This window comes from Ramlibacter sp. MMS24-I3-19, from assembly GCF_050320135.1.
Lineage (GTDB): Bacteria > Pseudomonadota > Gammaproteobacteria > Burkholderiales > Burkholderiaceae_C > Ramlibacter.
The window spans coordinates 2,674,108-2,697,572 of sequence record NZ_CP190017.1 but is presented as its reverse complement, the minus strand read 5'-3'; the positions used below and the strand labels follow the sequence as shown (position 1 = coordinate 2,697,572).

Here is a 23,465-nt window from a genome sequence, read left to right as displayed (position 1 = left end):
CGCGCGACGTTCAGTCGTTCGCCAGCACGGTCTCGCGCAGCGCCTGCGCCTTGGCGGCGTCGTACACGCCCTGGGCCTTGGCCAGCACGTTGCCGGTGCGATCGAGCACCAGCACGGAGACGTGGTCGGTGCTGGTGAGGCCGGTGGCACGCACGAAGGCATCCTTGTCGGCGACGATGGCCATGATGCGCGCGCGATCGTCGGGCGAGGGATAGCGCGCGAGCAGCGAGGCTTCCTTCTCGCGGCGCTTGGCCTCGTCGTTGCGGTCGCTGAAGACCGGCATGCGCACCCACGCGATGGCGGACTCCTGGTTCAGGCGCAGGCCGTCGATCCAGCCCTGGGCCTCGTCCTGCTGCGCGTGCTTGAACACCACGATGGCCAGCGTGCGCGCCGACGGCAGCTGCTGCGGCAGGACCACCGGCGCCTGGTCGTGCAGGCGCTTGGCGGTGAAGCTCGGAAGCTTGCCGAGCAGGCCGCTCTCGCTGGGCGCCGCGACGGCCAGCGCCAGGGCGGCGCCGATGGCGGCCACCCATCCCATCACCGGTGTCCAGATCGTTCCAGCCATCATGTGCTCCCGACTGTGTCGCTGCCGACGCGATGCAGGAAGTGTTCCACGCGCCCGCTGCCGGTACACGTCAATTGTGTAAAGACCTCGGGCGCGATCACCGTATTCCTGCCAAGTGCGAACAACCCTAATGCGCACCAGCCGCCGCATCGGCCCCACCCGCACCGCGTTGGGGATGGCTGAGCCACACGAAGGGAATGAGCGCGAGGAACAGCGCCGCCGACAGCCAGAACAGGTCCGTCGCCGCCATCGTGAAGGCCTGCTGGTCCACCAGCCGGTTCACCTGGGCCAGCGCCTGATCCGGCGAGAGCCCGCCTGCGGCAAGGCCCGACAGGGTGGACTGCGCCGTGGCGCTGCCCGCGTTGACCGCCTCGGCCAGGTGCGCATGGTGCAGAGCCGCGCGGTCCTCCCACATCGTCGTCGAGATCGAGGTGCCCATCGCGCCCGCGGTGATGCGGACGAAGTTGGTCAATCCGGAGGCGGCGGGGATGCGATCGGGCGTCAGGCCTGACAGGGTGATCGTCATCAGCGGAATGAAGAAGAACGCCATCGCCACGCCCTGGATGATGGTCGGAACCATGATGGTGCCGAAATCCGCCGATGTGTTGAACCGCGACCGCATCCAGAGCACCAGCCCGAACACGATGAAAGCGAACGTCGCGTACTTGCGCGGGTCGATCCTGCCGACGGTCTTTCCCACCAAGGGCGACAGGATCATCGCCATCAGGCCAACGGGCGCCATGATCATGCCGGCGTCGGTGGCGGTGTAGCCCATGAACTGCTGCAGCCACAGCGGCAGCAGCACCACGTTGCCGAAGAACAGGCCGTAGCCGAGCGACGTGGCCAGCGTGCCCGTCCAGAAGTTGCGCCTCCCGAACAGGGACAGGTCGACCACCGGGTGGTCGTCGGTCAGCTCCCAGACGAGGAAGAACGCGAAGCCCACGACGGCCACGACAGCCAGTGCCACGATGGTTGGCGAGTGGAACCAGTCCTGCTCCTTGCCCAGGTCCAGCATCATCTGCAGCGCGGCGATCCACACCACCAGCAGCGCCAGGCCGACCTTGTCGATCGGCAGCTTGCGGGTGGCGGTGTCACGCTTGCGAAAGATCGCCCACGACGCGCCGGCGGCCGCGATGCCCACGGGGATGTTGATGAAGAAGATCCACGGCCAGCTGATGTTGTCGGTGATCCAACCGCCCAGCAGAGGCCCCATCACCGGCGCGACCAGCGTGGTCATCGCCCACATCGCCATCGCCAGCCCCGCGAGTGCCTTCGGGTAGCTGGCCAGCAGCAGCGATTGCGACAGCGGGATCATCGGGCCCGCAACGAAGCCCTGCAGCGCGCGAAAGGCGATCAGCGTCGCCATGTTCGGCGCCAGGCCGCACAGCCAGGACGCGATCACGAACAGCATCACGCTGCCCACGAACAGCCGCACCTGGCCGAAGCGCTGCGACAGCCAGCCGGTCAGCGGCACGGCGATCGCGTTGGCCACGGCGAAGCTGGTGATGACCCAGGTGCCCTGGTTGGGGCTCACGCCCAGGTCGCCGGCGATCGCGGGCAGCGACACATTGGCGATCGAGGTGTCCAGCACGTTCATGAACGTGGCGGCGGACAGCGCGATCGTGCCCCAGACGCGCACCGCGCCTTCGAGCGGCGGGTGCGCTGCCTGCGGTGCGCCGGCGGTTGCCATCAGTGCGTCCCGTTCGCGCTGCTGGCCACGGCGCCTGCGGGCAGGGCCTTCACGGGCGCGGCCGAGCGGGCCGGAGCGGCGCCCAGCGCGCTGGTGTTGCCGACCTTGCCGCCCAGGTTGGCGGTGATGATGCGGCGCACCTCGGCATCGGCACCGCCGTCGGCGGCGGTGAACACCGGCGTGGACTGCGCGACAGCGGTGGCGCGCGGCGCATCGGCCAGCGTCTTGCCGTCCTGCTGGTGCACGTCGACGGTGGCGTCCATCGACAGGCCCACGCGCAGCGGGTTCTTCGCCACCTCGTCGGCATCGAGCGCAATGCGAACCGGCACGCGCTGGACCACCTTGATCCAGTTGCCGGTGGCGTTCTGCGCCGGCAGCAGCGCGAACGCCGCGCCGGTGCCCACGCCGAGGCCCTGGACCGTGCCCTTGTATTCGACCTTCTTGCCGTACACGTCGGCCGTCAGCGTCACCGGCTGGCCGATACGGATCTTGCGCAGCTGCACTTCCTTGAAGTTCGCGTCGACCCACACCTGCTTGAGGGGCACGATCGACATCAGCGGGGCGCCCGCGGCCACGCGCTGGCCGAGCTGCACGGTGCGCTTGGCGACATAGCCGTCCACCGGCGCCGGCAGCGCGGCGCGCTGCGTGGCGAGCCACGCTTCGCGCACCTTGGCGGCAGCGGCCTGCACGCTGGGATGCTGCTCGACGCTGGTGCCTTCGGTCTGCGCCTGGTTGCTGGCGAGCTGCTCCTTCGCCGCGGTCACGCCGGCCTGCGCGGCCGCCAGCGCGCTGCGCGCATTGGCCACCTGCGTCTGCGAGTGGTTCAGTTCTTCCTTCGACACCGCGCCGTTGCCGGTCAGCGACTGGCGACGGGCCAGGTCGTCGGCCGCGCGCTGCACATCGGCCTCGGCCTTGGCCACGTCGGCCTGGCGCAGCTGCACCTGGGCGGCCAGCGAACCGTTGTTGGCGTACAGCGTGCGCACCTGCCGCACGGTCTGCGCGAGGTTGGCTTCGGCCTGCTGCAGCGCCACGCTCACGTCGGCCGGATCGAGCTTGACCAGCGGCTGGCCGGCCTTCACGAAGTCGGTGTCGTCGGCGTAGATGGCCAGCACGGTGCCGCCGATCTGCGGCGTGATCTGCACCACGTTGCCCTGCACGTAGGCGTTGTCGGTCGACTCGTAGTGGCTGGCGACGAGGTACTCGTAGGCGCCCCAGGCGCCGCCGGCGAGCAGCACGGCCACGGCGAGGATCGTGAGGCCCTTCTTGCGCTTGGCCTTGCGATCGAGGCCGGCACCTGCTTCGTTCTGTTGTGCGTCGTTCATGGCGATTCCGTTCCGTGTTCCGTTCAGCGTGTGTTCTGGGTGGCGAGGCGCAGCGTCTCGGGGTCGGCCTGGAAGCCGCCGCCGAGGGCGCGTGCGAGTTGCACTTGCGTGTCGAGCGCGCGGGCCGCCAGGTCGACGGCCAGCCGGCGCTGGTTGAGCACCGAAGTCTCGGCGGTGAGCACGTTCAGGTACGTGCCGAGGCCGGCCTTGTACCGCTGCGTCGCGATGTCGTAGGCGGCTTCCGCGGAGGCCTGCGCGTTGCGCTGCTCGGCCTGCTGGCGCGCGATGGACTGCGCCGAGGCCAGCTGGTCCGCGACGTCGCGCACGGCATCGAGGATCGCACCGTTGTAGCTCTCCACCGCGACGTCGAGGTCGGCGGTCTTGCCGCGCAGGTTGGCGCGCAGCCGGCCGGCATCGAAGATCGGCAGGTGGATGGCCGGGCCGACGCCCCACTGCTGGCTGTCGGCCTCCAGCAGGCGGTTCAGGCCCAGGCTGGACAGGCCGATGAAGGCGGTGAGGTTGACGTTCGGATAGAACTGCGCCTTCGCGCTGGACACGTCGTGCGTCGCGGCCTCGACGCGCCAGCGCGCCGCCGTGATGTCGGCGCGGCGGGCCAGCAGGTCGGCCGGCACGGCAGTGGGCACCGCCAGCGGCTTGGCCTGCGCCAGCGAGCGCGGTTCCAGCTGCAGGTCCGGCTGGCCCACGAGCGCGGCGAGCGCATTGCGCGTGAGCTGCGCCTGTTCCTGCAGCGCCTCGGCCTGCTGGCGCACTTCCGGCAGCAGGCCTTCGCTCTGGCGTTGCTCCAGCGTGGTGTCCAGGCCGGCCCGCACGCGATCGCTCACGAGCTTCAGCGATTCCTCGCGCTGGGCCAGCGTGCGTTGGGCGACCTGCAACTGGTCCTGCAGGCGCGCCAGCTGGAAGTAGTTGCGCGCGACATTGCTGGCCAGCAGCGTGCGCGCCGCTTCCACGTCGGCCTGCGCGGCACGCTCGGCACCCAGCGCGGCTTCGAGGGCCTGCCGGTTCTTGCCGAAGAAGTCGAGCTCCCAGCTGCCCGCGGCCTGCAGCGTGCCCAGGTTGAAGGTGTTACCACCCAGCGGGGGCGGATAGATGTTGGTCGCGGAGAAGTGCTGGCGCGTGGCTTCGAAGGAGCCTTGGGCCTGCGGCAGCGTGGCCGAGCGGGCCAGCTCCTGCACCGACTGCGCGCGCGCGAGGCGCGCCTGCGCGGTGCGCAGGTTGGGGCTGCCCTGCAGCGCCTGGTCGACAAGCTTGTCCAGCTGCGGATCGCCGAACTGCTTCCACCACTGGGTGGACACCTGCGGCGCGGCTTCGGCCGTCGTGGCGGCGGGCACGCCCGCGTCCTGCGGCGTCTTCAGCGTCGCCTGCGGCGTGATGCCTGCGTAATTGGCGCAGCCGGCCAGCACGAGTGCCGCCGCCAGCGCGCCGAGCCGTCCCGGGATGCGGGTCTTGGTCATGCCTGGTCGTTCCTCTGTTTCTGCATTGCCTGGCCGTTGTCGATCATGCGCAGCAGCATCGACTTCAGCAGTTCCACCTCTTGCGCCGAGAACCCCTCCAGGTGCGCGTTGAGCACCTTGCACAGCACCTGCGGGATGTCCGAAGCCGCCTCGCGCCCCTCGGCGGTGAGCCCGAGGTTCACCACGCGCCGGTCCTCGGACGAGCGCTCGCGCCGGATCAGGCCCTTGGCTTCGAGGCGGTCGAGCGTGCGCGTCATGGCACCCGCGTCGAGCTGGCAGTGGCGGGCCAGTTCGGCGGGCGTGGTGCCCTGTCCCATGGACATCTTGTAGATCGGCACCCACTGCGCGTTCGTCAGTCCACGCGGATCGAGTTCGTGCTGCACCTCCGACGCAAAGCTGGTGATCAGCCGGCGCATGAGGTAGGCGACGCTGTCGTCCGGCCGGTACTGCTCGGGCCGGTAGAAGCCCTGCGGCTCGCGCTGGGGCTTCGCACGCCGGGCCGGCTTGGCGGGAGTGTCTGTGTCCATGCCTGAGATAATAGTTGCCTAGACAATCATTGTCAAGGCCACCTTTGCCCATGCATGCTTTGGTCTACACTGGCCGCATGCCCGATCCCGCGCCTGCCAAGGGCTCTCCGCAATCGCTGTCGGGCCTGCTGCCGTTCCTGCGGCCCTACCGCGGCCGCATCGCGCTGGCCGGCCTGTTCCTGGTGCTCGCGGCGTCGGCCACCCTGCTCTTCCCCGTCGCCCTGCGCACGCTGATCGACCAGGGCCTGGTGGGCGCCGGCGAGGGTGAGCGGCTCGTCGCCCTGCGCACGCACTTCCTCGAGCTGTTCGCCGTGGCAGTTGCGCTGGGCCTGTTCTCGGCGGCGCGGTTCTACACGGTGAGCTGGCTCGGCGAGCGGGTGACGGCGGATCTCCGGAGCGCCGTGTACGCGCACGTGATCGAACAGAGCCCGGAGTTCTTCGAGACCACGCAGACGGGCGAGGTGCTGTCGCGCCTGACCACCGACACCACGCTCGTGCAGACCGTGGTCGGCTCCTCGTTCTCCATGGGCCTGCGCAACCTCGTCATGGGCGTGGGTGCGCTGGGCATGCTGGTGTGGACGCACCCGTATGTGATGGCGCTGGTGCTGGCGGCCGTGCTGCTGGTGGTGGTGCCTGCGATGGTCTTCGGCCGCCGCGTGCGCAGGCTCTCGCGTGCGAGCCAGGATCGCGTGGCCGGCTCCAGCGCCATCGCGGCGGAGGTGCTGAACGCGATCCCGGTGGTCCAGAGCTACACCGGCGAGGCGCGCGAGGCACGGCGGTTCGCGCAGGCGACCAACGACGCCTTCCACACCGGCGTGCGACGGACCAGGGCGCGCGCCGTGCTGGTGGCCTTCATCATCATCGCCAACGCGGCGCTGCTGCTGTGGGGCCTGTACCGCGGCGCGCAGGCGGTGGCCGCCGGTGACATCACCGCGGGACAGCTGGGGCAGGCCGCGCTGTACGTGATCATCTTCGCGGGCGCCGTCGCGGTGCTGGGCGAGGTCTACGGCGACCTGCTGCGCGCGGCGGGCGCCACGGAGCGCCTGATGGAACTGCTGGCCAGCAGCTCGCCGGTCGCGTCGCCGGCACAGCCTGTCACCGTGCCCGCTCCTGTCGCTGGCAGCGCCGTGCGCTTCGAGCAGGTCGGCTTCCATTACCCTTCGCGCCCGCGCACGCCGGCGCTGCGGGACTTCGCGCTGGCCATCGCGCCCGGCGAGACGGTGGCACTCGTGGGCCCCAGCGGCGCAGGCAAGTCCACCGTGTTCTCGCTGCTGCTGCGCTTCTATGACCCGGCGCAGGGGCGCGTCGTGGTCGATGGCGTCCCGGCCCGCGATCGCGCGCTGCAGGAGCTTCGCTCAGGCATGGCGCTGGTTGCGCAGGAGCCGGTGGTGTTCTCGGCCAGCGCCATGGAGAACATCCGCTACGGGCGCCCCGATGCGACTGACGACGAGGTGGTGCAGGCTGCTCGCGCCGCTTACGCCCACGACTTCCTCGAGGCCCTGCCCGAGGGGTATGCGACCTTCCTCGGCGAGCGCGGGGTGCGCCTGTCCGGCGGCCAACGCCAGCGCATCGCGATCGCGCGCGCGATCCTGAAGAATCCGCCGCTGCTGTTGCTGGATGAAGCCACCAGCGCACTCGATGCAGAGAGCGAGCGGATGGTGCAGGCGGCGCTTGCTTCAGCGATGCGCAACCGAACGACGCTGGTCATCGCGCATCGGCTCGCAACCGTGCAGCAGGCCGATCGCATCGTGGTGCTGGACCACGGGCGGATCGTCGAGCAGGGGCGGCACGAGGAGCTCGTCGCGGCTGGGGGCGTCTATGCACGGCTGGCGGCGTTGCAATTGCTGGAGTGAAGGCGGAAGCGGACAGCCGAACGCAAAAGACGCGAAAGACGCAAAACGAAGAAATGAAAAAGGGATCCGAAGATCCCTTCGCTCTTTTGCGACTTTTGCGGCCCTTTGGCGCCTTTTGCGTTCGGCTGTCCGTCCCCGCCTCTACTGCACCGGCCCCTTGAGCGCCTTCGGGATCGGCAGCGGCAACACGCCGATGCCCTCTTCCAGCAGCGCCTCGGTCTCCTCGCGCGACGCCTGCCCGCGGATGCCCCGCTCCTCGGACTCGCCATGGTGGATGCGCCGCACTTCTTCCGCGAAGCGCTCGCCGACGTCCTCGGTATTGGCCATCACATGGCGCACCATCTGCAGCCACGCGCGCTGCATCGACACATCGGGCGTCGCGGCGACTTCCTGCTTGGCGGCAGGCGCGGGCTGCGCGCCCAGGTTCAGGCGCGGGGCGGAGGGCAGCTTGGTGATGCCGGTGTCACCGCACAGCGGGCACTCGAGCAGGCCGCCCGCCAGCTGGCCCTGGAACTCGTCGTCCGAGCCGAACCAGCCTTCGAAGACATGCTGGTGGGAGCACTGCAGGTTCAGGACCTTCATGGCACGGGATTATCCGCGCCAGTCGAGTTCCCATGCGCCCGACAGGACGTTCTGCAGCCACAGTGCGCCGGTGAGCGTCTTGGCATCCGTCACGCGGCCGTCGCGGCACCACGCCAGCAGCTCCTGCGGCGTGGCGGCGAAGACGTCGAGGAACTCGCCCTCGTCCAGGCGCCGCTCGCCGGCCGTGAGCCCGCGCGCGAACCAGATATCGATGAACTCCGTGGAGTACGAGATGACCGGATGCAGCACGCCCGCATGGGCCCACTCGCGCGCGGTGTAGCCGGTCTCCTCCTGCAGTTCGCGGCGCGCGCACGCCAGGCGATCCTCGCCGGCGTCGAGCTTGCCGGCCGGGAATTCGACCATGACGCGGCCGAGCGGATGCCGCCACTGGCGCTCCAGCACCACGCGGCCGTCGTCCAGCAGCGGGATCACCATCACCGCCCCGGGATGCAGGATGAATTCGCGGGTGGCACGGCTGCCGTCGGGCAGCGCCACCTGCTCGCGCACCGCATGCAGGAAATGGCCGCGCAGCAGTTCCTCGCGCGACAGCGCGCGCTCGGCGAGATGCCGGTCGTCTTCAGCCATGGCGGCGCTTCGCGAGGTAGCGCCAGACGAAGCCGGGGAAGGCGAGCGTGAGGAACAGCGCGCCGGTGACGGCGTAGAACTCCCAGCCCTGCGGCGCGATCTGCCCCAGGCGGTTCTCGAGCGCCAGGCCCAGCGCACCGACCAGGAAGTACAGGACCACCAGTTCGGCCAGGCGCAGCGCCAGCGGCTTGGAGTGCCGCAGCGGCACGGCCGCGAACAGGTGGCGGTCGGCCAGGAACGGCAGGTTGGCGGCGATGGCCGCCACCACGATGACCATCCAGATGGAGGCGGTCTGCGACACGCGCTCAGCCCGCGATGCGGCCGGTCAGGTTGCCAGTGTCTTGACGATGGCTTCGGCGCACAGCGCCAGCAGCCCGCCCGGCACCAGGCCCAGGATCAGCACCAGGGCACCGTTGACGGTCAGCACGGCGCGCACGTCGGCCGGAGCCGACACCGTGGTCGCGGTGATCGGCGAGTCGAAGTACATGACCTTGACCACGCGCAGGTAGTAGAACGCGCCGATCAGCGACATCACCACCGCGAAGATCGCCAGCCCGATGTAGAGCGGGTTGCCGGAGGCGACCAGCGCCTGCAGCACGAACAGCTTGCCCCAGAAGCCCACCAGCGGCGGCACGCCGGCCAGCGAGAACATGCACACGGCCATGATGCCGGCGTACAGGGGGCTGCGCTGGTTCAGGCCGGCCAGGTCGGAGATCTCGTCACTCTCGAAGCCCTCGCGCGCCAGCAGCAGGATGATGCCGAAGGAGCCCAGCGTGGTGAGCACGTAGGTCACGATGTAGAACATCGAGGCGCTGTAGGCGAACTGGGCGTTGTTCGTCGTGCCGTTGACCACGCCCGCGGCCAGGCCCAGCACCACGAAGCCCATCTGCGCGATGGTCGAATACGCCAGCATGCGCTTGAGGTTGCTCTGCGCGATGGCGGCCAGGTTGCCCACCAGCAGGGACGCCACGGCCAGCAGCATCAGCATCTGCTGCCAGTCCAGCGCCAGCGGGATCATGCCTTCCACCAGCAGGCGGATGGCGATGCCGAACGCGGCCAGCTCGGGGGCCGATCCGATCAGCAGCGTGATGGCCGTCGGCGCGCCCTGGTAGACGTCGGGGATCCACATGTGGAACGGCGCCGCACCCAGCTTGAAGGCGAGGCCCGACACGATGAACACCAGGCCGAACACCAGCACCTGGTGCTGCACGCGACCGCTGCCGATGACGCGGAACACCTCGTTGATGTCCAGCGTGCCGGTGGCGCCGTACAGCATCGACAGGCCATAGAGCAGGAAGCCCGAGGCCATCGCGCCCAGCACGAAGTACTTCATCGCCGCCTCGGTGGCGACCTCGTTGTCGCGGCGCAGCGCCACCAGGGCGTAGCTGCATAGCGTCATGAGCTCCAGGCCGATGTAGATCAGCAGGAAGTTGCTGGCCGAGATCATGACGAACATGCCCAGCAGCGCGAACAGCGACAGCGTGAACATCTCGCCGCCGCGCAGCATCTGGCGGTCGGCGGCGTACGGGCGGCCGTAGACCAGCGTGACCATCAGCGCGATGGACGAGAAGCACTTCAGCCAGTTGGCCATGGGATCGCTCACCACCATCTTGTTGAAGGCGTAGAACGTCTCGCCGCGCACGGCGAAGTCGGCGGTGAGGAAGGCCACGGCGGCCAGCGTCAGCAGCGTCAGCCAGTAGGTGGTGCCGCGCAGGCGCGTCGTCACGCCCAGGTCGACCAGCGCGATCACGCAGGCCATCACCAGCAGCACGATCTCCGGCGAGACGACGATGAGGCTCAGGGTATCCAGCATCTGCGTGCCTTCAGTTCAGTTTCGACGCACTCACGTGCTTCAGGAAGTTGTCGACCGACGACTCCATGACGTCGGTGAAGGGCTTCGGATGGATGCCCATGTACAGCACGGCGACCGCGAGCAGTCCCAGCATCAGGAACTCGCGCTTGTTGATGTCGGTGAGCTGGCGCACGTCGTCGTTGGCCACCGGACCCAGGTACACGCGCTTGTACATCCACAGCGTGTAGGCGGCGCCCCAGACCAGCGCGGTGGCGGCCATCAGGCCGATCCAGAAGTTGGCCTTGACGGACCCCAGGATCACCATCCACTCGCCGACGAAACCGGCGGTGGCCGGCAGGCCGCAGTTGGCCATCGCGAACAGCAGCGCGAATGCCGCGAAGTTGGGCATGGTGTTGACCACGCCGCCGTAGCTGGCGATCTCGCGCGAGTGCACCCGGTCGTACAGCACGCCGATGCACAGGAACATGGCGCCGGACACGAAGCCGTGCGCGATCATCTGCACCAGGCCGCCGGACACGCCCAGCGGATTGAAGATGAAGAAGCCCAGCGTGACGAAGCCCATGTGCGCCACGGACGAATAGGCCACCAGCTTCTTCATGTCCTGCTGCACCATCGCCACCAGGCCCACGTAGATCACCGCGATGATCGACAGCGCGATGATGAACCAGGCCCACTCGCGCGAGGCGTCGGGCGCGATCGGCATCGAGAAGCGCAGGAAGCCGTAGGCCCCCAGCTTCAGCATGATGGCCGCCAGCACGGCGGAGCCCCCGGTGGGCGCCTCCACGTGCACGTCGGGCAGCCAGGTGTGCACCGGCCACATCGGCACCTTCACGGCGAACGCCGCGAAGAAGCCGAAGAACAGCAGCGTCTGCACGGTGCCCGGCAGCGGCAACTTGTGCCAGGTGAGGATGTCGAAGCTGCCGCCGGACTTGCTGTACAGGTAGATCAGCGCGATCAGCATCAGCAGCGAACCGAGCAGCGTGTACAGGAAGAACTTGAAGGCGGCGTAGATCTTCCGCGGGCCGCCCCAGATGCCGATGATCAGGTACATCGGGATCAGCGTGGCCTCGAAGAACACGTAGAACAGCATCGCGTCGAGCGCGGTGAACACGCCGATCATCAGGCCCGACAGGATCAGGAACGCGCCCATGTACTGGTTGACGCGTTCGGTGATCGCCTCCCAGGCGGAGATCACCACGATGACGGTGATGAAGGCCGTCAGCAGCACGAACCAGAACGAGATGCCGTCCAGGCCCAGGTGGTAGTTGATGTTGAACCGCGGAATCCACGGCGCGTTCTCGACGAACTGCATCTCGGGCGTGCCGAGCTTGAACGCGCCATACAGCGGCAACGTGACCAGGAAACTGACGACGGCGCCGATCAGCGCGATCCACCGCACGGCCCGCACCTGCTCGTCGCGTCCCAGCGCGAGCAGCACGGTGCCGAACACGATCGGCGTCCAGATGGCGAGGCTGAGCACTCCCACTTTGTTCTTCTCCTTATCGGCCGAGCCAGACGAACCACGTCATCAGCACGAAGACGCCGACGATCATTGCGAGTGCGTAGTGGTAGATGTATCCCGATTGCAGGCGGCGGGTCACGCCGGCGAACCAGCCGACCACGTGCGCGCTGCCGTTGACCATGGTGCCGTCGATCACCGCCTGGTCACCGCCCTTCCACAGTCCCACGCCCAGCAGGCGTGCGCCGCGCGCAAGCACGTTCTCGTTGAACCAGTCCATGTAGTACTTGTTCTCCAGGACTTCGTAGACGGGGCGGAACATGCGCTGGATGCGCGCCGGCAGCGCGGTGTTGACCATGTACATGTACCAGGCCAGGACCACGCCGGCCAACGCCAGCCAGAACACCGGCGACGTCAGCCCGTGCAGGGCCATCGCGGCGGCGCCGTGGAATTCCTTGGTCATCTCCTCCAGGCCCGGATGGCGCTCGAGGTTGACGAAGATGGCGTCCTTGAAGAAGTCGCCGTACAGCATCGGGCCGATGGTGAGGAAGCCGATGACCACCGACGGGAACGCCAGCAGGATCAGCGGCACCGTCACCACCCAGGGCGACTCGTGCGGCGTGTGGTGCTCGTCGTGGTGGTGGTGCGGATCGGGCTCCTCGGCCGGATCGTCGCTGTGGTGCGCCGGCGCCTGGTCGAAGCGCTCCTTGCCGTGGAACACCAGGAAGTACAGGCGGAACGAATAGAACGCCGTGACGAACACGCCCGCCATCACCGCGAAGTAAGCGAAGCCCGCGCCCGGCAGCTTCGACAGGTGCACGGCCTCGATGATCGAGTCCTTGGAATAGAAGCCGGCGAACAGCGGCGTGCCGATCAGGGCCAGCGAGCCGATCAGCGAGGTGATCCAGGTGATCGGCATGTACTTGCGCACGTTGCCCATCCAGCGGATGTCCTGGTTGTGGTGCATGCCGATGATCACCGAGCCCGCCGCGAGGAACAGCAGCGCCTTGAAGAACGCGTGCGTCATCAGGTGGAACACGGCCACCGAGTACGCGGAAGCGCCGAGCGCCACGGTCATGTAGCCCAGCTGCGAGAGCGTGGAGTACGCCACCACGCGCTTGATGTCGTTCTGGATGATGCCCAGGAAGCCCATGAACAGGGCCGTGATGGCGCCGATCACCAGGATGAACGACAGCGCGACGTCGGACAGCTCGAACAGCGGCGACATGCGCGCCACCATGAAGATGCCGGCCGTCACCATCGTGGCGGCGTGGATCAGCGCCGAGATCGGGGTCGGGCCTTCCATCGAATCGGGCAGCCAGACATGCAGCGGGAACTGCGCGCTCTTGCCCATCGCGCCGATGAACAGGCAGATGCAGATCACGGTGACCAGCATCCAGTCGGTGCCCGGGAACGTGAGCTTGGCGATCTCCTCGGCCTTGGCGAAGGTCTCGGCGTAGCTGAGGGTGCCCGCGAAGGCGGCGATGAGGCCGATGCCCAGGATGAAGCCGAAGTCGCCGACCCGGTTGACCAGGAACGCCTTCATGTTGGCGAAGATGGCGCTGGGCTTGTTGAACCAGAAGCCGATCAGCAGGTACGACACCAGGCCCACCGCTTCCCAGCCGAAGAACAGCTGCAGGAAGTTGTTGCTCATGACCAGCATGAGCATCGAGAAGGTGAAGAGGGAGATGTACGAGAAGAAGCGGTTGTAGCCGTCGTCCTCCTCCATGTACCCGATGGTGTAGATGTGCACCATCAGCGACACGAAGGTCACCACGAACATCATCATGGCCGTGAGGCCGTCGACCAGGAAGCCGACCTCCATCTTCAGGCCGCCGACCACCATCCATTCATAGATGGTCTGGTTGAAGCGCGCGCCGTCCATGGCCACGCTCTTGAGCGTCATCGCCGAGATCACGAAGGCGATGAACACCCCGAGGATGGTGAAGGTGTGCGAAAGCGTCCGCCCGATCCGGTTGCCACCGAAGGTGGTGCCCAGGATGCCCGCCAGCGCGGCGCCCGCGAGCGGCGCCAGCGGAACGGCGAGCAGCGCCGATGCTGAGAGTGTCTGGCTCATGTTTCTTTTCTGCGCAGGGCTGCTTGTGGCCTCAGCCCTTGAGCATGTTCAGGTCTTCGACGTTGATGTTCGACTTGTTGCGGAACAGCAGCACGAGGATGGCCAGGCCGATCGCCGATTCGGCGGCGGCCACGGTGAGGATGAAGAACACGAACACTTGGCCGTGCATGTCGCCCAGGTAGTAGGAGAACGCCACGAAGTTCATGTTGACCGCCAGCAGCATCAGCTCGATGGCCATCAGCAGCACGATCAGGTTGCGGCGGTTCAGGAAGATGCCGACGACGGACAGCGCGAACAGGATCGCGCCCAGCGACAGGAAATGACCGAGAGTCAGGCTCATGCCTTCGCTCCTTCCGAAGCGGCCGCGGCGACCGGCTCGGGCTGGGGTTGCGGCATCACTGGCGGCATCTTGATCACCTGCAGGCGGTCGCGCGCGCGCACCTTCACCTGCTCACCCGGGTCCATGTGCTTGCTGTCCTTGCGCTCGCGCAGCGTGAGCGCGATGGCGGCGACGATCGCCACCAGCAGCAGCACGGCGGCGATCTCCAGCGGGAACAGGTACTGCGTGTACAGCAGCTTGCCCAGCTCGCGCGTGTTGGACACCTGCGCGACGGCCGTGCCGCCGGCCTGGGCCACCTGCGCGGCTGCGGGTCCGTTCACGGGCTCGGCGGGACGGAAGCCGCCCATCAGCACCGCTGCCATTTCGAGCGCGATGATCACGCCGACGATCGCCGCCAGCGGGAAGTGCTTCCAGAAGCCCGCGCGCAGGCTCGCCACGTCGATGTCCAGCATCATCACGACGAACAGGAACAGCACCATCACCGCGCCGACATACACCAGCACCAGCGAGATGGCCAGGAATTCGGCCTTGAGCAGGATCCACACGGCGGCGGCCTGGAAGAACGCCAGCACGAGGTACAGCGCCGCATACACGGGGTTGCGCGCGGTGATGACCCGGAAGGCCGCGAACAGCAGCACTGCCGAGAACAGGTAGAAGAAACCGGTCTTGATGTCCATGATGTTGTCGTTCTCGGACCGGTTCAGCGGTACTTGGCGTCCGCCGCCTTGTTGGCCGCGATCTCTTTTTCGTAGCGGTCGCCCACGGCCAGGAGCATGTCCTTGGTGTAGTACAGGTCGCCGCGCTTCTCGCCGTGGTACTCGAGGATGTGGGTCTCGACGATGGAATCGACCGGGCAGCTCTCCTCGCAGAAGCCGCAGAAGATGCACTTGGTGAGGTCGATGTCGTAGCGCGTGGTGCGGCGGGTGCCGTCGGCGCGCTGGTCGGACTCGATGGTGATGGCCAGCGCCGGGCACACGGCTTCGCACAGCTTGCAGGCGATGCAGCGTTCCTCGCCGTTCTCGTAGCGGCGCAGCGCGTGCAGGCCGCGGAAGCGCGGCGACAGCGGCGTCTTTTCTTCCGGGAACTGCACCGTGATCTTGCGGGCGAAGAAGTACTTGCCCGTGATGCGCAGGCCCTTGAACAGCTCCACCAGCATGAAGCTGGAGAGGAAGTCCTTGAGCGAGAACGCCGACGCTTGGCGGTTCAGGGTGGTGGTGGACATGGCGTCCGTTACTTCCAGATGTTGTAGGGCGTCTGCATCCAGGCGCCGACGACGACCAGCCAGACCAGCGTGACCGGGATGAAGATCTTCCAGCCCAGGCGCATGATCTGGTCGTAGCGATAGCGCGGGAACGTGGAGCGCACCCACAGGAACATGGTCACGACCACGAAGGTCTTCAGGCCCAGCCAGATCCAGCCCGGGATGAACGAGAGCACCTCGAACGGCGCGATCCAGCCGCCCAGGAACATGATCACCGCCAGGATCGAGACCAGCCACATGTTGGCGTACTCGGCCAGGAAGAACATGGCGAAGCTCATGCCCGAGTACTCGATCATGTGGCCCGCCACGATCTCGGACTCGCCTTCCACCACGTCGAACGGGTGGCGGTTGGTCTCGGCCAGGCCGGAGATGAAGTACACGAGGAAGATCGGCAGCAGCGGCAGCCAGTTCCAGGACAGGATGTTCAGGCCCATCGCGGCGAAGTGGCCGCGGCCCTGGCTCATGACCACGTCGGTCATGTTGAGGCTGCCGGTCACCATCAGCACCACGACCAGCGCGAAGCCCATCGCGATCTCGTAGCTCACCATCTGCGCCGACGCCCGCAGTGCGCCGAGGAAGGCGTACTTCGAGTTGGAGGCCCAGCCGGCGATGATCACGCCGTACACCTCGAGCGAGGTGATGGCCATCAGGAACAGCAGGCCGGCGTTGATGTTGGCCAGCGCGGTGTCGGGGCCGAACGGGATCACCGCCCACGCCGCCAGCGCCGGCATGATGGTCATGATGGGCCCGAGCAGGAACAGGCCCTTGTTGGCCACCGTGGGAAGGATGATCTCCTTCGTCAGAAGCTTGAAGGCGTCGGCGATCGGCTGCAGCACGCCACCGAAGCCGGTGCGGTTGGGGCCCGGGCGCAGCTGCGTGAACCCGATGGCCTTGCGCTCCCAGAGCGTGAGGTAGGCGACGCAGCCCATGAGCGGCGCCACCACGACCACGATCTTGATCAAAGTCCAGATGACGGGCCAGCCGGCGGCCGACCACCAGGGCGCGGCCAGCAGGCCGTTGCCGAAGCCGTAGATCGAATCGATCATGCGAGCACCTCTTCCCGGCGAACGGCGGTGGCACGCCGCACTTCCGGCGGCAGCGCCGCCTGGCCATCGGCCGTGAGCTGCAGCGACTCGGCGCGGCGCACGATGCCATCGAGCTGGTAGATGGCGGCGGTGACCGGGGTCGCGGCCTGCACCGACAGGTCGATGGCAGCGCCGGTGCGATTGGAGAGCTTGCCGCCCTGCACCATCGCCTGCTGCGCATCGGCCTGACCGCGCGCGGCGACCAGCACCTCGGAGGCGGATTCGTAGCCGAAGCCCTGCAGGCCCAGCATGTTGCCCAGCACGCGCAGCACCTTCCAGCCCGGACGCGTGTCGGCGAGCGGCTTGACCACCGCATGGAACGACTGCACGCGGCCTTCGGCATTGACGAAGGTGCCGGGCGTCTCGGTCCACGGTGCGATGGGCAGCAGCACGTCGCTGAACGCCAGGTTGGCCTTGAACGGGCTGAGCGTGACGACCATCTCGGCCTTCGACAGGGCCTCGGCCGCGCGGGCGCCGGCGGCGGAGTCGAACTCCGGCTCGGTGTTCAGCAGGATCGCGGCCTTCAGGTGGCCCGCCAGCATCTGGCCGGCGTTGAGTCCGCCGTTGCCCGGCAGCGCGTTGACGAGCTGCGCGCCCACGGTGTTGGCGGCTTCGGTGAGGTAGCCAACGGTGGCGCCGGTGGCCTCGCCGATCCACTGCGCCAGCGCGAGCAGCGTGCTGGCATTGGCGTGGTGCGCGGCGGCATTGCCCAGCAGGATGGCCCTGCGCTCGCCGGAGAGCAGCGCTGCGGCCAGGGCCTTGGCGGCGTCGGTGGCGTGGCCCTTCGCGGGTGCGGTGCCGCTCTTCTCGCCGGCGATGACGGTGGCGACGTCGGCCAGTGCCTGCGCCCACTGCGACGCGGGCATGGTGGACGAAGCCGCGAGCGGCATCGCCCAGTCGTGCGTGGTGTCGTGGATGCGCGCGATGCGGGCGCCCTTGCGGGCCGCCGCGCGGATTCGCAGCGAGAACAGCGGGTGGTCCTTGCGCAGGTTGGAGCCGATGACCAGCGCCCCTTGCAGGTCCGACAACGACGCGATGCTGGTGCCCAGCCAATGGACGCCGTCGTGCGTCGTGAACTGCGCGTTGCGCAGGCGGTAGTCGATGTTCTCGGAGCCGAGGCCGCGCACCAGCTGGCCGGCGAGGAACAGCTCCTCCACCGTGCTGTGCGGGCTGGCCAGCACGCCGATGCTCTTGGCGCCGTGGTCGGCCTTGATCTGCTTCAGGCCGTTGGCGACGTACTCGAGGGCGGTCTGCCAGTCGACCTGCTTCCACTCGCCGCCCTGCTTCAGCATGGGCGCGGTGAGGCGCTCGTCGCTGTTCAGGGCCTCGTACGAGAAGCGGTCACGGTCGGCCAGCCAGCATTCGTTGACGGCCTCGTTCTCCAGCGGCAGCACGCGCATCACGCGGTTGTTCTTCACCTGCACGATCAGGTTGGCACCCGACGAATCGTGCGGCGCCACCGACTTGCGGCGCGACAGCTCCCAGTTGCGGGCGCTGTAGCGGAACGGCTTGCTGGTGAGCGCGCCGACCGGGCACAGGTCGATCATGTTGCCGGACACCTCGGAGTCGACCGTGTCGCCCAGCACCGTGGTGATCTCGGAATGCTCGCCGCGGTTGACCATGCCCAGCTCCATCACGCCGGCCACTTCCTGGCCGAAGCGCACGCAGCGGGTGCAGTGGATGCAGCGGCTCATCTCCTCCATGGAGATCAGCGGGCCGACGTCCTTGTGCAGCACGACGCGCTTTTCTTCCTCGTAGCGCGAGGAGGAGCCGCCGTAGCCCACGGCCAGGTCCTGCAGCTGGCATTCGCCGCCCTGATCGCAGATCGGGCAGTCCAGCGGGTGGTTGATGAGGAGGAACTCCATCACCGACTGCTGCGCCTTGATCGCCTTGTCGCTGCGCGTTCGCACGATCATCCCGTTGGTGACGGGCGTGGCGCAGGCCGGCATCGGCTTGGGCGCCTTCTCGACGTCGACGAGGCACATGCGGCAGTTGGCCGCGATGGAGAGCTTCTTGTGGTAGCAGAAATGCGGGATGTAGGTGCCGGCCTTCTCGGCCGCATGCATGACCATGCTGCCGTCGGCGATCTCGACCTTCTGTCCGTCCAGTGTGATTTCAGCCATGTGTGTGTTCTCGGGCGCGCAGCGCCTTATGCCCTCGCGCCGGCGGGCACGATGTCGCGCGGCTGGTCGATGCGCGCATCGGTGCGCGCGATCTTGGCCTCGAACTCGTGCTTGAAGTGCTTGATCATGGCGCGCACCGGCATCGCCGCCGCGTCGCCAAGGGCGCAGATGGTGCGGCCCTGGATGTTGTCGGCCACCGAATTCAGCAGCTCGATGTCGGCCGGCTTGCCATGGCCGTTCTGGATGCGGTCGACCACGCGCCACAGCCAGCCGGTGCCCTCGCGGCACGGCGTGCACTGGCCGCAGGACTCGTGCATGTAGAAGTACGACAGGCGCAGCAGGCTTTCGACCATGTCGCGCGTCTCGTCCATCACGATCACCGCGCCCGAGCCGAGCATCGAGCCGGCCTTGGCGATGGAGTCGTAGTCCATCGTGCAGGTCATCATGATGTCGGCCGGCAGCACCGGCGCCGACGATCCACCGGGGATCACGGCCTTGAGCTTCCTGCCGCCGCGCACGCCGCCGCACAGCTCCAGCAGCTTGCTGAAGGGCGTGCCGAGCGGGATCTCGTAGTTGCCGGGCATCTCGACGTCGCCCGACACCGAGAAGATCTTGGTGCCGCCGTTGTTCGGCTTGCCGCATTCGAGGTAGGCCTGGCCGCCGTTGCGGATGATCCAGGGCACCGCCGCGAACGTCTCGGTGTTGTTGATCGTGGTGGGCTTGCCGTACAGGCCGAAGCTGGCCGGGAACGGCGGCTTGAAGCGCGGCTGGCCCTTCTTGCCTTCCAGCGATTCGAGCAGCGCGGTCTCCTCGCCGCAGATGTAGGCGCCGAAGCCGTGGGCCGCATGCAGCTGGAACGAGAAGTTCGAGCCCATGATGTTGCCGCCCAGGTAGCCGGCCACGCGGGCCTCTTCCAGCGCTTCCTCGAAGCGCTCGTAGGTCTGGAAGATCTCGCCGTGGATGTAGTTGTAGCCCACGGAGATGCCCATCGCGAACGCCGCGATGATCATTCCCTCGATGACGATGTGCGGGTTGTAGTGCAGGATGTCGCGGTCCTTGCACGTGCCCGGCTCACCCTCGTCGGAGTTGCACACCAGGTACTTCTGGCCCGGGAACTGGCGCGGCATGAACGACCACTTCAGGCCCGTCGGGAAGCCTGCGCCGCCGCGGCCGCGCAGCGCCGATTCCTTGACGGTGGCGATCACTTGGTCCTGCGTCAGGCCCTCGTGCAGGATCTTGCGCAGCGCCTTGTAGCCGTCGCGCGCCTCGTAGTCCTTCAGGCGCCAGTTGGTGCCGTCCAGGCCCGCGTAGATCTGCGGGTTGATGTGGCGGTCGTGGAAGCAGGTCTGGACCCCGGTGGCCTGGAACTGCGAGAGCACTTGCTGGGCGTTCATGGTGTCAGCCCGCTTTCTTCAAACCGTCGACCAGCTGGTCGAGCTTGTCGTTGCTCATGAAGCTGCACATGGTGCGGTCGTTGACCAGCATCACCGGCGAGTCGGCGCAGGCGCCCAGGCACTCGCTCTGCTGCAGCGTGAACAGGCCGTCGGCCGTGGTCTCGCCCATGCGGATGCCCAGCTTCTTCTCCAGGTGGTGCAGGGCCTTGGCCCCGTCGCGCAGCTGGCACGGCAGGTTGGTGCACACGTTCAGCTTGTACCTGCCGACCGGCGCCTGGTTGTACATGTTGTAGAAGGTCGTGACCTCGTGCACCGCGATGGTGGGCATGCCCAGGTACGCGGCGATCGCCTCCTCGGCGTCCTGGTTCACGAAGCCCTGCTCCTGCTGCACGATGGCAAGGCAGGCCATCACGGCCGACTGCTTCTGGTCCGCGGGGTACTTGGCGACCTCGCGGTCGAAGCGGGCGCGGTTGGAATCGTTGATGACGGTCATGCGATCACCGGTCAATTTCGCCGAACACAATGTCCATCGTGCCGATGATGGCCACGGCGTCGGCGATCATGTGGCCGCGGCCCATCTCGTCCATCGCCGCCAGGTGCGCGAAACCCGGCGGCCGGATCTTCAGGCGGTACGGCTTGTTGGCGCCGTCGGCCACGATGTAGATGCCGAACTCGCCCTTCGGGTGTTCCACCGCGGCATATGCCTCGCCTTCCGGCACGCGGAAGCCTTCGGAGAACAGCTTGAAGTGGTGGATCAGCTCCTCCATGTTGGTCTTCATGGATTCGCGATCCGGCGGTGCCACCTTGTGGTTGTCGGTGATCACCGGGCCCGGGTTGGTGCGCAACCAGGCCACGCACTGCTGGATGATGCGATTGGCTTCGCGCATCTCCTGCACGCGCACCAGGTAGCGGTCGTAGCAGTCGCCGGTCTTGCCCAGCGGGATGTCGAAGTCCATCTTGTCGTAGACCTCGTAGGGCTGCGTCTTGCGCAGGTCCCAGGCGATGCCGCTGCCGCGCAGCATCGGTCCGGTGAAGCCCAGGTTGAGGGCGCGCTCGGGCGTCACCACGCCGATGCCCACCGTGCGCTGCTTCCAGATGCGGTTGTCGGTGAGCAGCGTCTCGTACTCGTCGACATAGCCCGGGAAGCGCTGCGTGAAGGCGTCGATGAAGTCCAGCAGCGAACCCTGCCGGTCCTCGTTCATGCGCTTGATCTCGCGCTCGTTGCGCACCTTGCTCGCCTTGTACTGCGGCATGCTGTCCGGCAGGTCGCGGTAGACGCCGCCCGGACGGAAGTACGCCGCATGCATGCGCGCGCCGGACACCGCCTCGTACATGTCGAACAGGTCTTCCCGCTCGCGGAAGCAGTAGATCAGCATGTTCATCGCGCCGCAGTCCAGGCCGTGCGCGCCGAGCCACAGCAGGTGGTTCAGCAGCCGGGTGATCTCGGCGAACATGACGCGGATGTACTGCGCGCGGATCGGCACCTCGATGCCCATCAGCTTCTCGATGGCCAGGCAGTAGGCGTGCTCGTTGCACATCATCGAGACGTAGTCCAGCCGGTCCATGTAGGGCAGCGACTGGATGAAGGTGCGGGTCTCGGCCAGCTTCTCGGTGGCCCGGTGCAGCAGGCCGATGTGCGGGTCGGCGCGCTGGATCACCTCGCCATCGAGCTCCAGCACCAGGCGCAGCACGCCGTGCGCGGCCGGGTGCTGCGGGCCGAAGTTCAGGGTGTAGTTCTTGATCTCAGCCATTGTTGTTGCCCATGCCGCGGCCCGGCTGGATGCCGCCGTAGTTGTCCTCGCGGATGATGCGCGGCGTGATCTCGCGCGGCTCGATGGTCACCGGCTGGTAGATCACGCGCTGGCGCTCGGGGTCGTAGCGCATCTCGACATGGCCGGACACCGGGAAGTCCTTGCGGAACGGGTGGCCGATGAAGCCGTAGTCGGTGAGGATGCGGCGCAGGTCCGGGTGGCCGTCGAACACGATGCCGAACAGGTCGAACGCCTCGCGCTCGAACCAGTTGGCCGAGCTCCAGAGGCTGGTGAGCGAAGCCACCACCGGCAGTTCGTCGTCGGCCGCGAACACGCGCAGTCGCACGCGCTGGTTCAGGCTCACCGACAGGAAGTGCGACACCACCGCGTAGCGCGGGCCGTCCCACTCGCCGTTGCGGTAGTCGGCGTAGTCGACGCCGCACACGTCCAGCAGCTGCTCGAAGCGACAGCCGGCGTGGTCGCGCAGCACCTGCGCGGCCTGGTAGTAGTTGTCCGCAGTCACCGTGACGGTGACTTCATCGAGCCGCAGGTCGACGCGCTTGGCGAGAGCGCCCAGCGCTTGCGTGATGGTCGCGTGCAGCGCCGCGGGATCGACCGCGTAGGGAGTGTTCACGGTCATGCGCGGGCGATGGTCTGGGTGCGGCGGATCTTCTGCTGCAGCTGGATGATCCCGTACAGCAAGGCCTCGGCCGTCGGCGGGCAGCCGGGCACGTAGACGTCGACGGGCACGATGCGGTCGCAGCCGCGCACCACCGAGTAGCTGTAGTGGTAGTAGCCGCCGCCGTTGGCGCAGGTGCCCATGGAGAGCACCCAGCGCGGCTCGGGCATCTGGTCGTACACCTTGCGCAGCGCGGGCGCCATCTTGTTGCACAGCGTGCCGGCGACGATCATCAGGTCGGATTGCCGCGGGCTGGGCCGGAACAGCATGCCGAACCGGTCGATGTCGTAGCGGGCCGCGCCCGCATGCATCATCTCCACCGCGCAGCACGCGAGGCCGAACGTCATCGGCCACAGCGAGCCGGTCTTGGCCCAGTTGATGACGCTGTCCACGGTCGTCGTGACGACGCCCTTGTCGAGAATGCCTTCGTTAGCCATTGCTTGTGTCCTTGGCTTGCGCCAGGGGCCGCTCACTCCCAGTCGAGCGCGCCCTTCTTCCATTCGTAGACGAAACCCACCACCAGGATCCCGAGGAAGACCATCATCGACCAGAAGCCCACCGGGCCGATCTCGCGCAGGGACACCGCCCAGGGGAAGAGGAACGCGATCTCGAGGTCGAAGAGGATGAACAGGATCGCCACAAGGTAGTAGCGAACGTCGAACTTCATGCGGGCGTCCTCGAAGGCCGGGAAGCCGCACTCGTAGGGGGAGTTCTTTTCCGCGTCGGGCTTGTTGAAGCCCGCGGCGCCGGCGAACACGTAGCCCAGCACCTGGGGCAGCACCCCGACCCCGATGCCGACCAGAATGAACAGGAGGACGGGGAGGTACTGGTCAAGGTTCATCTGCAGGCTCTGGTCGGCGCTTCAAGGCCGCGGGGCGATGCCCGCG

The 23,465-nt window shown here is 67.5% G+C and carries 23 protein-coding genes; 1 reads left to right on the top strand and 22 read right to left on the bottom strand.

The genetic code is table 11. The features are described from left to right. Positions 1–10: 10 nt before the first annotated feature. The 5 genes from ACPWT1_RS13500 to ACPWT1_RS13480 form a co-directional block, all read right to left on the bottom strand. Positions 11–565 carry a hypothetical protein gene (locus tag ACPWT1_RS13500; protein WP_427911689.1) on the bottom strand — a complete coding sequence of 185 codons (555 nt, stop codon included), beginning with the start codon at positions 563–565 and terminating at the stop codon, positions 11–13. Positions 566–692: 127 nt separating this feature from the next. Then, positions 693–2,255: a DHA2 family efflux MFS transporter permease subunit gene (locus tag ACPWT1_RS13495; RefSeq protein WP_427911688.1), complete on the bottom strand. Its 1,563-nt coding sequence runs from the start codon at positions 2,253–2,255 to the stop codon at positions 693–695. Then, positions 2,255–3,577, bottom strand: coding sequence for an efflux RND transporter periplasmic adaptor subunit (locus ACPWT1_RS13490; protein ID WP_427911687.1), 1,323 nt, complete (start codon positions 3,575–3,577; stop codon positions 2,255–2,257). Before ACPWT1_RS13490 ends, ACPWT1_RS13495 begins: the two co-directional genes overlap by 1 nt. Positions 3,578–3,600: 23 nt before the next feature. Further along, the gene (locus tag ACPWT1_RS13485) at positions 3,601–5,049 is read right to left on the bottom strand and encodes an efflux transporter outer membrane subunit (RefSeq protein WP_427911686.1); all 1,449 of its coding nucleotides are present in this window, start codon (positions 5,047–5,049) and stop codon (positions 3,601–3,603) included. After that, complete coding sequence (locus tag ACPWT1_RS13480; RefSeq protein ID WP_427911685.1) at positions 5,046–5,576, bottom strand: MarR family winged helix-turn-helix transcriptional regulator; 531 nt, start codon at positions 5,574–5,576, stop codon at positions 5,046–5,048. Before ACPWT1_RS13480 ends, ACPWT1_RS13485 begins: the two co-directional genes overlap by 4 nt. Positions 5,577–5,653: 77 nt before the next feature. On the opposite strand from ACPWT1_RS13480, the gene ACPWT1_RS13475 reads away from it, so the two are divergent. Continuing rightward, positions 5,654–7,429 carry an ABC transporter transmembrane domain-containing protein gene (locus ACPWT1_RS13475; protein ID WP_427911684.1) on the top strand — a complete coding sequence of 592 codons (1,776 nt, stop codon included), beginning with the start codon at positions 5,654–5,656 and terminating at the stop codon, positions 7,427–7,429. A 141-nt stretch (positions 7,430–7,570) separates the two neighbouring features. Here ACPWT1_RS13475 and ACPWT1_RS13470 read toward each other — a convergent pair whose 3' ends face one another. From ACPWT1_RS13470 to ACPWT1_RS13390, 17 genes are read right to left on the bottom strand one after another with little or no spacing between them, the layout of a single operon-like run. Further along, a complete protein-coding gene (locus ACPWT1_RS13470) occupies positions 7,571–8,011 on the bottom strand; it encodes a DUF1178 family protein (protein ID WP_427911683.1) in 441 nt (146 codons plus the stop codon). A 9-nt stretch (positions 8,012–8,020) separates the two neighbouring features. Then, positions 8,021–8,596, bottom strand: coding sequence for an NUDIX domain-containing protein (locus tag ACPWT1_RS13465; RefSeq protein WP_427911682.1), 576 nt, complete (start codon positions 8,594–8,596; stop codon positions 8,021–8,023). Next, a complete protein-coding gene (locus tag ACPWT1_RS13460) occupies positions 8,589–8,897 on the bottom strand; it encodes a DUF2818 family protein (protein WP_427911681.1) in 309 nt (102 codons plus the stop codon). Before ACPWT1_RS13460 ends, ACPWT1_RS13465 begins: the two co-directional genes overlap by 8 nt. A 24-nt stretch (positions 8,898–8,921) precedes the next feature. Then, entirely contained in the window at positions 8,922–10,409 is a 1,488-nt protein-coding gene (gene nuoN / locus ACPWT1_RS13455; protein ID WP_427911680.1) for an NADH-quinone oxidoreductase subunit NuoN, read from the bottom strand. Positions 10,410–10,419: 10 nt separating this feature from the next. Further along, a complete protein-coding gene (locus ACPWT1_RS13450) occupies positions 10,420–11,895 on the bottom strand; it encodes an NADH-quinone oxidoreductase subunit M (protein ID WP_427911679.1) in 1,476 nt (491 codons plus the stop codon). A gap of 13 nt (positions 11,896–11,908) precedes the next feature. Next, entirely contained in the window at positions 11,909–13,945 is a 2,037-nt protein-coding gene (gene nuoL / locus ACPWT1_RS13445; protein WP_427911678.1) for an NADH-quinone oxidoreductase subunit L, read from the bottom strand. A gap of 31 nt (positions 13,946–13,976) precedes the next feature. After that, a complete protein-coding gene (nuoK, locus tag ACPWT1_RS13440) occupies positions 13,977–14,285 on the bottom strand; it encodes an NADH-quinone oxidoreductase subunit NuoK (RefSeq protein WP_427911677.1) in 309 nt (102 codons plus the stop codon). After that, positions 14,282–14,962, bottom strand: coding sequence for an NADH-quinone oxidoreductase subunit J (locus ACPWT1_RS13435; protein WP_427911676.1), 681 nt, complete (start codon positions 14,960–14,962; stop codon positions 14,282–14,284). The genes nuoK and ACPWT1_RS13435 overlap by 4 nt, the downstream gene beginning before the upstream one ends. Positions 14,963–14,985: 23 nt before the next feature. Beyond that, positions 14,986–15,507, bottom strand: coding sequence for an NADH-quinone oxidoreductase subunit NuoI (gene nuoI, locus ACPWT1_RS13430; RefSeq protein ID WP_427911675.1), 522 nt, complete (start codon positions 15,505–15,507; stop codon positions 14,986–14,988). 8 nt (positions 15,508–15,515) lie between these two features. After that, a complete protein-coding gene (nuoH, locus tag ACPWT1_RS13425) occupies positions 15,516–16,592 on the bottom strand; it encodes an NADH-quinone oxidoreductase subunit NuoH (protein WP_427911674.1) in 1,077 nt (358 codons plus the stop codon). Next, the gene (nuoG, locus tag ACPWT1_RS13420) at positions 16,589–18,754 is read right to left on the bottom strand and encodes an NADH-quinone oxidoreductase subunit NuoG (protein ID WP_427911673.1); all 2,166 of its coding nucleotides are present in this window, start codon (positions 18,752–18,754) and stop codon (positions 16,589–16,591) included. The genes nuoH and nuoG overlap by 4 nt, the downstream gene beginning before the upstream one ends. A gap of 26 nt (positions 18,755–18,780) precedes the next feature. After that, positions 18,781–20,148 carry an NADH-quinone oxidoreductase subunit NuoF gene (gene nuoF / locus ACPWT1_RS13415; RefSeq protein WP_427911672.1) on the bottom strand — a complete coding sequence of 456 codons (1,368 nt, stop codon included), beginning with the start codon at positions 20,146–20,148 and terminating at the stop codon, positions 18,781–18,783. A gap of 4 nt (positions 20,149–20,152) precedes the next feature. Continuing rightward, entirely contained in the window at positions 20,153–20,641 is a 489-nt protein-coding gene (gene nuoE, locus ACPWT1_RS13410) for an NADH-quinone oxidoreductase subunit NuoE (protein ID WP_427911671.1), read from the bottom strand. 4 nt (positions 20,642–20,645) lie between these two features. Beyond that, on the bottom strand, positions 20,646–21,899 hold the full coding sequence (locus ACPWT1_RS13405; protein WP_427911670.1) for an NADH-quinone oxidoreductase subunit D: 1,254 nt from the start codon (positions 21,897–21,899) through the stop codon (positions 20,646–20,648). Further along, positions 21,892–22,539 carry an NADH-quinone oxidoreductase subunit C gene (locus tag ACPWT1_RS13400; protein ID WP_427911669.1) on the bottom strand — a complete coding sequence of 216 codons (648 nt, stop codon included), beginning with the start codon at positions 22,537–22,539 and terminating at the stop codon, positions 21,892–21,894. Before ACPWT1_RS13400 ends, ACPWT1_RS13405 begins: the two co-directional genes overlap by 8 nt. Further along, positions 22,536–23,015, bottom strand: coding sequence for a NuoB/complex I 20 kDa subunit family protein (locus ACPWT1_RS13395; protein ID WP_027102937.1), 480 nt, complete (start codon positions 23,013–23,015; stop codon positions 22,536–22,538). Before ACPWT1_RS13395 ends, ACPWT1_RS13400 begins: the two co-directional genes overlap by 4 nt. Before the next feature lie 32 nt (positions 23,016–23,047). Then, entirely contained in the window at positions 23,048–23,419 is a 372-nt protein-coding gene (locus ACPWT1_RS13390) for an NADH-quinone oxidoreductase subunit A (protein ID WP_427911668.1), read from the bottom strand. Between the last annotated feature and the right edge of the window lie 46 nt (positions 23,420–23,465).